The following is an 11,600-nucleotide window of genomic DNA, read 5'->3' as shown; positions in this document are numbered from 1 at the left end:
GGGAAAAATAAAGTGGCGTATTGTGCGCTAATGCAGGGAGAAAACCAACTCCCAGGGCATATACCAAAGATTCGCCAGCACCATTAGCAACAGCGAACACCAGGTCGCGCTCATGCCTGAACGCCGCCAGCGGAAAAGCCGGTGGTGGAATCCGTAATAATGCATCAGTCGTCCGGCAATCAACATCAGTCCGCAAATATGCACCATCCACGTTTCTGCGCCGTTCATTTCCATAAATAACAGCAGCACTAACGCGACAGGAATATATTCCACCGCATTACCATGAATACGGATAGCGCTTTGCAGTTCGCTAAAACCACCGTCACCATAGGCAACGCGGTACAGCATACGCAGGCGCACGACGTCAAATGAGAACTTTATTAACAATAACGCACCTAATACGGCATAAAGCGCGCTGACCATACAAACTCCCTTTACTCGTCATACTTCAAGTTGCATGCGCGATGGCTGTGCTCGCTCCCCCCAGTCACTTACTTATGTAAGCTCCAGGGGATTCTCTCACTTGCCATCTTCCTGCAACTCGAATTATTTAGAGTATGGTTGAGTTGATGGCACTGTCTATGATAGGTGGCAATTTCAGAAAAGAGAAGATTGCTGTGGAATAGACGGTGCTGATCCGATCTCTGGCAGGGCGCTACGTAAATCCGCCCATAACGTGTCTACCAGCTCCGGGGCCTGCGCGATATCCGGCGTATGTAAAAAAAGATACGGCGTCGTGGATTGCTGCCACTGCGACAGCTTGGTTAACCAAACTGCAAATAACTGCCGGTTTTGTGCCATATCATCGCTACCGATAAAACGCACCATCGGATGATTGGCTGTTACCACTGCATGAACCGGAACCTTTGGTTTCTTACGCTGAGCTTCTCGTACCGCTTCAGTATGCGGGATGGCGGCATGCACCGGGCGACTGTCTAAAATCACCCGGTTTACACCTCGCTCATGCAGGCCGCGATTCAGTTGCTGCTCGGCTTCGCCTTTGGCAAAGAAGTCCGGATGGCGAACTTCGACACCGTAGGTAAAGGATTTGGGGAGCGCGTCGAGAAACGGCCACAGAGCGGACAGATCGCGTGGGGCAAAGGTGGCGGGTAATTGTAACCAGTATTGCCCGATGCGCGCTTCCAGCGGTGACATGCGCGTGAAAAATTCCTGTACCAAATTATCACAGTTACGCAACGCGGCCTGATGTGAAATGGTGGCCGGAAACTTAAAACAAAATCGAAACGCATCGGTGGTTTGAGCATGCCAGCGGGCGACAATCTCGGCTTTTGGCAACGCATACAGCGTGGTGTTGCCTTCCACGCAGTTAAAGTGCCGGGCATACTCTTCCAGGCTGGTGATCCCAAGTCGCACCCATCTCGGGTGCGACCACTGGGGTAAGCCGATATAGATCATAACGCGTGCAGGATCTCGTCCACACTGCGCACGCGCGCAATGCGTGGGAAAATGTGTGTCATGCTGCCTTGATGCTGGTCAGCACTGGCGGCGCTACAGGCATCTTCCGCAATAATCAGATTGAATCCTAGCTCCCACGCGTTTCGCGCGGTGGATTCCACGCCAATATTCGTGGAGATGCCACACAGGACGATGGTATCGATGCCCCGGCGGCGCAACTGTAGCTCGAGATCGGTACCGTAGAACGCGCCCCACTGACGTTTGGTGACTTCCAGATCGCTGGCGCATTTGCCCAGGGCTTGCGGATAATGCCACCAGTTGTCGGGTAACGCTTTGGCCGGGGCCTGGGCATCAACCGGCTGTTTCAGCGCTTCAGCATAATCATCAGACCAGCCAACGCGTACCATCACTACTGGAGAACCCTTAGCACGAAATTTTTCCGCCAACCGTGCGGCGCGGATAACCACATCATGTGCCGTATGTGGTCCGCCAGCGAAAGGCAGGATCCCTTCCTGTAAGTCAATAACGACAAGGGCGATTGTTGTTGCGTTCAGTTCCAGCATGGTCACTCCAGTAAAAAATAAGAATTCCGTTACACCTTAATCGCGAATCAGTGTGAAAGGGGCGACAATTTTTGTTATTTTTTGTGAGATTACGCAATGCCCGTCGAGGAAACAGGCGTACAGTCAGTACCGGACTTATCGTGCGGCAGAATTTCCAGTATAATAGCCGCCTTTTTTCATTCAGTTGTGACATTCAGCTAAAGCTGCGACTTCGTCATCTGCGAGACAGATGACAATCCGCCTGCGGCAAAGTTAAGGGATATCTCATGCGTACAGAATATTGCGGGCAGCTACGTCTGTCCCACGAGGGGCAGCAGGTGACTCTGTGTGGTTGGGTCAACCGTCGTCGTGATCTTGGTAGCCTGATCTTTATCGATATGCGCGACCGCGAAGGTATCGTGCAGGTATTTTTCGATCCGGACCGTGCGGACGCGTTAAAGCTGGCCTCCGAACTGCGTAATGAGTTCTGCATCCAGGTTACGGGCACCGTGCGTGCGCGTGATGCGAAAAACGTCAATGCCGATATGGCGACTGGCGAAATTGAAGTACTGGCGTCCGATCTGACCATCATCAACCGCTCAGACTCACTGCCGCTGGACTCTAACCACGTTAATACCGAAGAAGCGCGTCTGAAGTATCGTTATCTGGACCTGCGTCGTCCTGAAATGGCGCAGCGCCTGAAAACACGCGCCAAAATTACCAGCCTGGTGCGTCGTTTTATGGACGATCACGGCTTCCTCGACATCGAAACCCCGATGTTGACCAAAGCGACGCCGGAAGGCGCGCGCGACTATCTGGTGCCTTCCCGCGTTCATAAAGGCAAGTTTTACGCGCTGCCGCAGTCTCCTCAGCTGTTCAAACAGCTGCTGATGATGTCTGGCTTTGACCGTTACTATCAGATCGTAAAATGCTTCCGCGATGAAGACTTACGTGCTGACCGTCAGCCTGAATTTACCCAGATCGACGTCGAGACGTCTTTCATGACTGCGCCGCAGGTGCGTGAAGTAATGGAAGCGTTAGTGCGGAATCTGTGGCTGGAAGTGAAAGGTGTGGATCTCGGCGATTTCCCGATCATGACCTTTGCCGAGGCTGAGCGCCGTTACGGCTCCGATAAACCAGACCTGCGTAACCCAATGGAACTGGTTGACGTCGCCGATCTGGTGAAAGACGTTGAGTTCGCGGTGTTCTCTGGTCCGGCGAACGATCCGAAAGGCCGAGTAGCCGCTCTGCGCGTACCGGGCGGTGCGAGCTTAAGCCGTAAGCAGATCGATGATTACGGTAACTTTATTAAGATCTACGGCGCGAAAGGTCTGGCTTACATCAAAGTCACCGAGCGTGCGAAAGGTCTGGAAGGTATCACCAGCCCGGTGGCTAAGTTCCTGAACGCAGAAATCGTGGAAGCGATTCTGGCGCGTACCGGAGCGCAAGACGGCGACATGATTTTCTTCGGTGCCGACAACAAGAAAGTGGTTGCCGACGCGATGGGCGCGCTGCGTCTGAAACTGGGTAAAGATCTGAGCATTACCGACGAGTCGAAATGGGCGCCGCTGTGGGTCATCGACTTCCCGATGTTTGAAGACGATGGTGAAGGCGGTCTGACCGCGATGCACCACCCGTTCACCTCGCCGAAAGACATGACCGCTGCTGAGCTGAAAGCTGCGCCGGAAGATGCGGTTGCCAATGCTTACGATATGGTTATCAACGGCTATGAAGTAGGTGGTGGTTCCGTACGTATTCACAACGGTGACATGCAGCAGACCGTATTCGGTATTCTGGGCATTAACGAGCAAGAGCAGCGCGAGAAATTCGGCTTCCTGCTGGATGCGCTAAAATATGGTACTCCGCCGCATGCGGGCCTGGCGTTTGGTCTGGATCGTCTGACCATGTTGCTGACGGGTACTGATAACATTCGCGACGTTATTGCCTTCCCGAAAACGACGGCAGCCGCGTGTCTGATGACTGAAGCGCCAAGCTTCGCTAACGAAGCTGCGCTGGCGGAACTGAGCATTCAGGTTGTGAAGAAGGCCGAGAATAACTGATATGAAGTACAAACAGCCTGTCTCGGTGTTGGTCGTGATTTATGCAAAGGACACCGGGAGAGTGCTGATGTTACAGCGACGCGACGATCCTGACTTCTGGCAGTCGGTCACCGGCAGTCTGGAAGAGGGTGAAACCGCGTCGCAGGCCGCCATGCGCGAAGTAAAGGAAGAGGTCGCCATTGATGTTGCGACTGAGCAACTGACCTTAATTGACTGTCAGCGCACGGTGGAGTTTGAGATTTTTAGCCATTTACGTCATCGCTATGCGCCGGGAATTGAACGTAATACTGAATCCTGGTTTTGCCTGGCACTTCCCTCAGAACGAGAGATCGTGTTCACCGAACATCTGACCTATCGTTGGGTTAATGCGGTTGAAGCCGCCCAGTTAACCAAGTCGTGGAGTAATCGGCAGGCGATTGAAGAATTTGTGATTAACGTCGCCTGAGAAGGCGCGCTTTTTGGAGATATTATTTATGGCAGGTCATAGTAAATGGGCCAATACCAGACATCGTAAAGCCGCGCAGGATGCCAAGCGCGGTAAAATTTTCACCAAAATCATTCGTGAGCTGGTGACGGCGGCTAAGCTGGGCGGGGGCGATCCGGATGCTAACCCGCGTCTGCGCGCGGCGGTGGATAAAGCGCTGTCCAACAACATGACCCGTGACACCCTGAACCGTGCCATCGCGCGTGGCGTGGGCGGTGATGAAGACTCGAATATGGAGACCATCATCTATGAAGGTTACGGCCCTGGCGGCACCGCAGTGATGATTGAATGCCTGTCTGACAACCGTAACCGTACCGTGGCTGAAGTGCGTCATGCGTTCAGCAAAACCGGCGGTAACCTGGGCACCGACGGCTCTGTGGCTTACCTGTTCAGCAAAAAAGGCGTGATCTCTTTTGAGAAAGGCGACGAAGACACCATCATGGAAGCGGCGCTGGAAGCCGGTGCTGAAGATGTAGTGACCTACGACGACGGCGCAATTGATGTTTACACCGCGTGGGAAGAGATGGGCAAAGTGCGTGACGCGCTGGAAGCGGCTGGCCTGAAAGCAGACAGCGCTGAAGTGACGATGATCCCGTCCACTAAAGCAGACATGGATGCAGAAACGGCACCGAAACTGATGCGTCTGATCGATATGCTGGAAGACTGCGACGACGTACAGGAAGTTTACCACAACGGTGAAATCTCCGATGAGGTTGCTGCGACCTTAGAATGATGTGGTTAAGCCATAAAGTAACAGGAGATGCGTGATGTCTATTATTCTCGGCATTGACCCGGGGTCACGCATTACCGGTTATGGCGTAATCCGTCAGGTCGGCAGGCAACTGACCTACCTCGGCAGCGGCTGTATTCGCACCAAAGTCGACGATCTTCCGTCACGTCTGAAGCTGATTTATGCGGGCGTGACGGAGATTATTACCCAGTTCCAGCCGGACTATTTTGCCATTGAGCAGGTTTTTATGGCGAAGAATGCCGACTCGGCGCTAAAGCTGGGGCAGGCGCGCGGCGTGGCAATCGTTGCGGCGACCAATCAGGACCTTCCGGTCTTTGAATACGCGGCCCGCCAGGTAAAACAGACCGTGGTTGGTATCGGTAGTGCGGAAAAAAGCCAAGTGCAGCATATGGTGCGTACGCTACTGAAGCTGCCCGCCAACCCGCAGGCGGACGCCGCGGATGCGTTGGCGATTGCCATTACCCACTGCCATGTCAGTCAGAATGCCATGCAAATGAGCGAGTCGAGGCTGAATCTGGCGCGAGGTCGGTTACGTTAGTGACAAATGAGGCTGGATATCTATCCAGCCTTTTTTTATGATAGCGCATTACCTTTTAGCCCTTAACGCAGGAGCGTCATGTGATAGGCAGACTCAGAGGCATCATTCTTGAAAAACAACCCCCGCTGGTCCTTCTGGAAACGGGTGGGGTAGGCTATGAAGTGCATATGCCCATGACCTGTTTTTACGAGCTGCCGGAAGCCGGACAGGAAGCGATTATCTTCACCCATTTTGTGGTGCGTGAAGACGCGCAGTTGCTGTATGGCTTCAACAACAAGCAAGAACGCACGCTATTTAAAGAGTTAATTAAAACCAATGGCGTAGGCCCGAAGCTGGCGCTGGCGATCCTCTCCGGTATGTCTGCCCAGCAGTTCGTGAATGCCGTTGAACGTGAAGAACTTGGCGCGCTGGTGAAGTTACCCGGCATTGGAAAGAAAACTGCCGAGCGTTTGATTGTAGAAATGAAGGACCGCTTTAAAGGTCTGCATGGCGATCTCTTTACCCCGGCGGCGGATCTGGTCCTGACCTCTCCGGCAAGTCCGGCAACGGAGGACGCCGAGCAGGAAGCGGTTGCTGCGCTGGTGGCGTTAGGCTATAAACCACAGGAAGCCAGCCGCATGGTGAGCAAAATTGCCCGCCCTGATGCCAGCAGTGAAACCCTGATTCGTGAAGCGCTTCGCGCGGCATTGTGAGGTAAAGGATGATTGAAGCAGATCGCCTGATTTCGGCTGTCAGCACGACACCTGAAGACCTGGTGGATCGTGCGATCCGCCCTAAATTGCTGGAAGAGTATATTGGCCAGCCTCAGGTACGCTCGCAAATGGAGATTTTTATTCAGGCGGCAAAGCTGCGCGGTGATGCCCTCGATCACCTGCTGATTTTTGGTCCTCCTGGCCTCGGTAAAACCACGCTTGCCAATATTGTGGCCAATGAAATGGGCGTCAACCTGCGCACCACATCCGGACCTGTGCTGGAGAAAGCGGGCGATCTGGCGGCGATGCTCACTAACCTTGAACCCCACGATGTTCTCTTTATCGATGAAATCCATCGCCTGTCGCCGGTGGTGGAAGAGGTGCTGTATCCGGCGATGGAAGATTATCAACTGGATATCATGATTGGCGAAGGGCCTGCTGCACGTTCAATTAAGATCGATCTGCCGCCGTTTACCCTGATTGGGGCGACGACGCGCGCCGGGTCGTTAACGTCCCCGCTGCGTGATCGCTTTGGTATTGTGCAGCGACTGGAGTTCTATCAGGTTGCCGATCTGCAGCACATTGTCGGACGTAGCGCCCGCTTCATGGGACTGGAAATGAGCGATGAAGGGGCGTTGGAAGTGGCGCGTCGCGCCCGTGGTACGCCGCGTATCGCCAACCGTTTATTACGCCGGGTACGTGATTTTGCCGAGGTGAAGCATGACGGCACCATTTCGGCGGATATCGCCGCTCAGGCGCTGGATATGCTCAACGTCGACGCGGAAGGCTTCGATTATATGGACCGCAAGCTGCTGCTGGCGGTGATCGATAAATTCTTCGGTGGACCGGTCGGCCTGGATAACCTGGCGGCGGCGATCGGGGAAGAACGTGAAACCATTGAGGATGTGCTGGAGCCGTATCTGATTCAGCAAGGTTTTCTGCAGCGTACGCCGCGCGGAAGAATGGCAACGGTGCGCGCCTGGAACCATTTCGGGATCACGCCGCCAGAGATGCCTTAGCGGCTGAAGTCGCTACGCTCACCAGGCCAGGGCGATTTTGTAGGCCCGGTAAGCGCAGCGCCACCGGGCAACACTCGCTTAGCTCGCCTGCTTTTTCATCATGCTGAAGATAAACAGCAGCGCGGCACACAGCACCACGGATGGCCCTGCTGGGGTATCATAAAAGGCTGAGAAGGTCAGCCCCCCTGTAACCGCTATCATACCCACACCAACGGCGACGCCTGCCATCTGTTCCGGTGTGCGGGCGAAACGACGGGCGGTTGCCGCAGGGATGATCAGCAGAGAGGTGATAATCAGCGCCCCGACAAACTTCATCGCCACACCGATAGTTAAAGCTGTAACCAGCATCAGCAACAGCTTAACGCGTTGCAGCTTCACGCCATCAACAAAAGCCAGATCCGGACTGATGGTCATCGACAGCAGGTTGCGCCACTGCCAGAACAGAATCGCCAGAACGATAATCACGCCAATGGCGATGGAGATGAGATCTTCTGGCGTCACGGCGAGTAAATCACCAAACAGGTAGGCCATCAGATCCACGCGGATGTTTGACATCAAGCTGACGACAACCAGCCCCAATGACAACGCGCTGTGCGCCATAATACCAAGCAAGGTATCGATCGCGAGGTGAGGGCGCTTCTCCAGCCATACCAGACCGGCCGCCAGCATCAGGGTCACGGCAATGACGGCATAGAAAGGATTTACATTCAGCAGCAGACCAAAAGCGACGCCCAGCAGTGAAGCGTGGGCCAGCGTATCACCAAAATAAGACATACGACGCCAGACAACGAACGAGCCGAGTGGGCCGGCGGCACAGGCCAGCATGATCCCGGCTAACCAACCGGGTAATAACAATTCAATCATGAGTGACCATTTCCCCGGCGTAAGACGATACGACCCTGTAAATCGTGGCGATGATTATGATTATGATTATGACGGTAAATTCCGAGTTGTTCGGCGCCGCGTTGCCCGAACATTGAGATGAATTCCGGGTGCATGGAAACCACTTCCGGCGCGCCGGAACAGCAAATATGGTGGTTGAGGCACAGCACTTCATCGGTTTTAGCCATCACCAGATGCAGGTCATGGGAAACCATCAGTACGGCGCAATCCAGTTCACGTCGTAACTGGTCGATAAGATCGTACAGTGCGACCTGACCATTGACATCCACACCCTGGGTCGGTTCATCAAGAACCAGTAGCTGAGGCTTATTCAATAAAGCACGGGCCAACAGGACGCGTTGCGTTTCCCCGCCAGAGAGTTTTTGCATCGGCGCATTCATCAGATGCCCGGCCTGAACGCGCTTCAGCGCCGGAAGAATATCCTCTTTTTTGGTGCCGGGACGTAAGCGCAGAAAACGACTGACCGTCAGCGGAAGCGTGGTATCGAGGTACAGCTTTTGCGGCACATAGCCAATCCGCAATTGACCATTACGCTTGATAACTCCCTCGTCAGCCGCTACCAGCCCTAAAACAACGCGCACCAGGGTTGACTTCCCGGCACCATTTGGGCCGAGAAGCGTCAAAATTTTACCGGGTCGAAGTTCAAGCGATACGTCAGAAAGGACGCGGCGTTGACCATAAGAGACCGAGACATTTTCCAGTGAAACCAAAGTCGTCATATCAATTTTAGTCTTGCAGAAGTTATAGAATGTTATAATATCACATTTCTTACATTCGTTACGATGATTGGTCGCATTATGTTACATAAAAATACGCTTCTTTTCGCAGCATTATCCGCTGCTCTTTGGGGTAGTGCAACACAGGCGGCAAATGCCGCCGTTGTGGCGTCTCTTAAGCCGCTGGGATTTATCGCTTCAGCCATTGCTGATGGGGTAACTGATACCCAGGTTCTGCTGCCTGACGGGGCTTCCGAACACGATTACTCACTGCGTCCTTCAGACGTAAAACGCTTACAGGGCGCGGACTTAGTCGTGTGGATTGGACCTGAGATGGAAGCGTTTATGGAAAAGTCAGTCAAGAATATTCCTAACGCGAAACAGGTAACGATTGCGCAGCTTAATGACGTGAAACCGTTACTCATGAAAGGTGCTGACGACGACGATGACGATCATGGACACAGCGATGCGGGTGGTGAAAAAAGTGACGAGCATCACCATCACGGCGATTACAACATGCATCTTTGGCTCTCCCCAGAGATAGCGCGGGCCTCAGCGGTTGCAATCCATGAAAAATTAGTGGAACTTATGCCGCAAAGTCGAGCCAAACTTGACGCCAACCTGAAGGATTTTGAGGCACAATTAGCCGCAACCGATAAGCAGGTAGGTAACGAGCTCGCGCCGCTCAAGGGCAAAGGTTATTTCGTTTTTCATGACGCCTATGGCTACTACGAGAAACACTACGGACTAACACCGCTTGGTCACTTTACCGTGAACCCTGAGATTCAACCTGGTGCGCAGCGTTTACATGAAATAAGAACACAGTTGGTTGAGCAAAAAGCAACCTGCGTTTTTGCTGAGCCACAGTTCAGGCCAGCGGTCGTTGAAGCCGTCGCGAGAGGGACAACCGTTCGAATGGGAACGTTGGATCCACTCGGAACGAATATCAAACTGGGTAAAACAAGCTATTCAGCGTTTTTGAACCAATTAGCCAACCAGTACGCGAGCTGCCTGAAAGGAGATTAATGAGGAAGTGAATACGTGCAACAGATAGCCCGCTCTGTCGCTCTGGCATTTAATAATCTGCCGCGACCCCATCGCGTTATGCTGGGGTCGCTTACCGTACTGACATTGGCCGTCGCTGTCTGGCGGCCCTATGTTTACCACCCCGATTCTGCACCCATCGTCAAAACTATCGAGCTGGAAAAAAGCGAGATTCGTTCTCTGTTGCCTGAGGCCAGCGAACCTATCGATCAGGCCGCTCAGGAAGATGAAGCTATCCCCCAGGATGAACTGGATGACAAAACGTCTGGTGAGGCCGGTGTGCATGAGTATGTCGTCTCTACGGGCGATACGCTGAGCAGTATTCTGAATCAGTACGGCATCGATATGGGTGACATCAGCCAGCTTGCTGCTTCCGATAAAGAGTTGCGTAACCTGAAAATTGGCCAGCAACTTTCCTGGACGCTAAGCGCGGAAGGTGACCTGCAACGCCTGACCTGGGAAGTTTCTCGTCGCGAAACTCGTACTTACGATCGCACTGCGACGGGTTTCAAAATGAGTAGCGAAATGCAGCAGGGCGATTGGGTCAACAGCCGTATCAAAGGCACAGTCGGCGGGAGCTTCGTTGCCAGTGCTAAAGATGCCGGGCTGACCAGCTCTGAAATCAGTGCGGTGATCAAGGCCATGCAGTGGCAGATGGATTTCCGCAAACTGAAAAAAGGCGATGAGTTCTCGGTGCTGATGTCTCGCGAAATGCTCGACGGCAAACGTGAGCAAAGCCAACTGCTGGGCGTGCGTTTGCGTTCTGAAGGCAAAGATTATTACGCCATCCGCGCTGAAGACGGTAAGTTCTATGACCGAAATGGTACCGGACTGGCGAAAGGCTTTATGCGTTTCCCAACGGCGAAACAGTTCCGCATCTCCTCGAACTTTAACCCGCGTCGCCTGAACCCGGTGACGGGACGCGTAGCGCCGCATAAAGGTGTCGACTTTGCGATGCCGCAGGGGACGCCAGTGCTATCGGTGGGTGATGGTGAAGTGGTTGTCGCGAAGCGCAGCGGCGCCGCTGGGTACTATGTTGCGGTACGTCATGGTCGCACCTACACTACGCGTTATATGCACCTGCGTAAGCTATTGGTTAAGCCAGGACAAAAAGTGAAACGTGGCGACCGTATCGCGCTGTCAGGCAATACCGGACGTTCAACGGGCCCGCACCTGCATTACGAAGTTTGGATCAACCAGCAGGCTGTTAACCCGCTGACGGCGAAACTGCCGCGTACAGAAGGGTTGACTGGTTCAGATCGCACTGATTACCTGGCACAGGTGAAAGAAGTTGTTCCTCAACTGCGTTTTGATTAATTAGCACACTGACAGAGCCGGTACGCGATGCGTGCCGGCTTTTTTATTTTGTACGGCACACGGTGCGCCGCTACACTATCAGCAGATTTACTTTTCGCGATACCAGACACTGGAAGAG

The 11,600-nt window shown here is 53.6% G+C and carries 13 protein-coding genes; 8 read left to right on the top strand and 5 right to left on the bottom strand.

Annotated elements, in window-relative coordinates; genetic code table 11:
• Positions 1–27 precede the first annotated feature (27 nt).
• The 3 genes from FOB24_RS15275 to FOB24_RS15265 form a co-directional block, all read right to left on the bottom strand.
• Complete coding sequence (locus FOB24_RS15275) at positions 28–423, bottom strand: MAPEG family protein (RefSeq protein WP_038641437.1); 396 nt, start codon at positions 421–423, stop codon at positions 28–30.
• 174 nt (positions 424–597) lie between these two features.
• Entirely contained in the window at positions 598–1,416 is an 819-nt protein-coding gene (locus FOB24_RS15270) for a DUF72 domain-containing protein (protein ID WP_150345120.1), read from the bottom strand.
• Positions 1,413–1,979 (bottom strand): hydrolase, encoded by a 567-nt coding sequence (locus FOB24_RS15265; RefSeq protein WP_150345119.1) that lies wholly within the window; start codon positions 1,977–1,979, stop codon positions 1,413–1,415. Before FOB24_RS15265 ends, FOB24_RS15270 begins: the two co-directional genes overlap by 4 nt.
• A 266-nt stretch (positions 1,980–2,245) precedes the next feature.
• On the opposite strand from FOB24_RS15265, the gene aspS reads away from it, so the two are divergent.
• From aspS to ruvB, 6 genes are all read left to right on the top strand, one after another.
• Complete coding sequence (gene aspS, locus FOB24_RS15255) at positions 2,246–4,018, top strand: aspartate--tRNA ligase (RefSeq protein WP_042307805.1); 1,773 nt, start codon at positions 2,246–2,248, stop codon at positions 4,016–4,018.
• Position 4,019: 1 nt separating this feature from the next.
• Positions 4,020–4,463, top strand: coding sequence for a dihydroneopterin triphosphate diphosphatase (nudB, locus tag FOB24_RS15250; protein WP_038641430.1), 444 nt, complete (start codon positions 4,020–4,022; stop codon positions 4,461–4,463).
• 28 nt (positions 4,464–4,491) lie between these two features.
• On the top strand, positions 4,492–5,235 hold the full coding sequence (locus tag FOB24_RS15245; protein WP_006684137.1) for a YebC/PmpR family DNA-binding transcriptional regulator: 744 nt from the start codon (positions 4,492–4,494) through the stop codon (positions 5,233–5,235).
• Between the two features lie 34 nt (positions 5,236–5,269).
• Complete coding sequence (ruvC, locus tag FOB24_RS15240) at positions 5,270–5,791, top strand: crossover junction endodeoxyribonuclease RuvC (RefSeq protein WP_003034867.1); 522 nt, start codon at positions 5,270–5,272, stop codon at positions 5,789–5,791.
• A gap of 80 nt (positions 5,792–5,871) precedes the next feature.
• Positions 5,872–6,483 (top strand): Holliday junction branch migration protein RuvA, encoded by a 612-nt coding sequence (gene ruvA / locus FOB24_RS15235; protein ID WP_038641428.1) that lies wholly within the window; start codon positions 5,872–5,874, stop codon positions 6,481–6,483.
• An 8-nt stretch (positions 6,484–6,491) separates the two neighbouring features.
• Complete coding sequence (gene ruvB / locus FOB24_RS15230; RefSeq protein WP_005120696.1) at positions 6,492–7,502, top strand: Holliday junction branch migration DNA helicase RuvB; 1,011 nt, start codon at positions 6,492–6,494, stop codon at positions 7,500–7,502.
• A 78-nt stretch (positions 7,503–7,580) separates the two neighbouring features.
• Here the strand turns inward: ruvB and znuB are convergent, their stop codons facing one another.
• Both znuB and znuC read right to left on the bottom strand, forming a co-directional pair.
• Positions 7,581–8,366, bottom strand: coding sequence for a zinc ABC transporter permease subunit ZnuB (znuB, locus tag FOB24_RS15225; RefSeq protein ID WP_069324707.1), 786 nt, complete (start codon positions 8,364–8,366; stop codon positions 7,581–7,583).
• Positions 8,363–9,124: a zinc ABC transporter ATP-binding protein ZnuC gene (znuC, locus tag FOB24_RS15220; RefSeq protein ID WP_150345118.1), complete on the bottom strand. Its 762-nt coding sequence runs from the start codon at positions 9,122–9,124 to the stop codon at positions 8,363–8,365. Before znuC ends, znuB begins: the two co-directional genes overlap by 4 nt.
• A 78-nt stretch (positions 9,125–9,202) precedes the next feature.
• Between znuC and znuA the strand changes: the two genes are divergently transcribed.
• The gene (gene znuA / locus FOB24_RS15215; RefSeq protein ID WP_038643243.1) at positions 9,203–10,147 is read left to right on the top strand and encodes a zinc ABC transporter substrate-binding protein ZnuA; all 945 of its coding nucleotides are present in this window, start codon (positions 9,203–9,205) and stop codon (positions 10,145–10,147) included.
• Positions 10,148–10,162: 15 nt separating this feature from the next.
• Positions 10,163–11,482, top strand: a complete 1,320-nt coding sequence (gene mepM / locus FOB24_RS15210) for a murein DD-endopeptidase MepM (protein ID WP_050764953.1) — start codon at positions 10,163–10,165, stop codon at positions 11,480–11,482.
• Positions 11,483–11,600: the final 118 nt, after the last annotated feature.

This window comes from Citrobacter werkmanii, from assembly GCF_008693645.1.
Classification (GTDB): Bacteria; Pseudomonadota; Gammaproteobacteria; order Enterobacterales; family Enterobacteriaceae; genus Citrobacter; species Citrobacter werkmanii.
The sequence above is the reverse complement of the archived record's forward strand: the minus strand, read 5'-3'. Positions and strand labels throughout refer to the sequence as shown.

Coding starts and splice junctions, on each gene's coding strand:
- FOB24_RS15275 (WP_038641437.1), bottom strand. CDS start 423: ATGGTCAGCGCGCTTTATGCCGTATTAGGTGCGTTATTGTTAATAAAG.
- FOB24_RS15270 (WP_150345120.1), bottom strand. CDS start 1,416: ATGATCTATATCGGCTTACCCCAGTGGTCGCACCCGAGATGGGTGCGA.
- FOB24_RS15265 (WP_150345119.1), bottom strand. CDS start 1,979: ATGCTGGAACTGAACGCAACAACAATCGCCCTTGTCGTTATTGACTTA.
- aspS (WP_042307805.1), top strand. CDS start 2,246: ATGCGTACAGAATATTGCGGGCAGCTACGTCTGTCCCACGAGGGGCAG.
- nudB (WP_038641430.1), top strand. CDS start 4,020: ATGAAGTACAAACAGCCTGTCTCGGTGTTGGTCGTGATTTATGCAAAG.
- FOB24_RS15245 (WP_006684137.1), top strand. CDS start 4,492: ATGGCAGGTCATAGTAAATGGGCCAATACCAGACATCGTAAAGCCGCG.
- ruvC (WP_003034867.1), top strand. CDS start 5,270: ATGTCTATTATTCTCGGCATTGACCCGGGGTCACGCATTACCGGTTAT.
- ruvB (WP_005120696.1), top strand. CDS start 6,492: ATGATTGAAGCAGATCGCCTGATTTCGGCTGTCAGCACGACACCTGAA.
- znuB (WP_069324707.1), bottom strand. CDS start 8,366: ATGATTGAATTGTTATTACCCGGTTGGTTAGCCGGGATCATGCTGGCC.
- znuC (WP_150345118.1), bottom strand. CDS start 9,124: ATGACGACTTTGGTTTCACTGGAAAATGTCTCGGTCTCTTATGGTCAA.
- znuA (WP_038643243.1), top strand. CDS start 9,203: ATGTTACATAAAAATACGCTTCTTTTCGCAGCATTATCCGCTGCTCTT.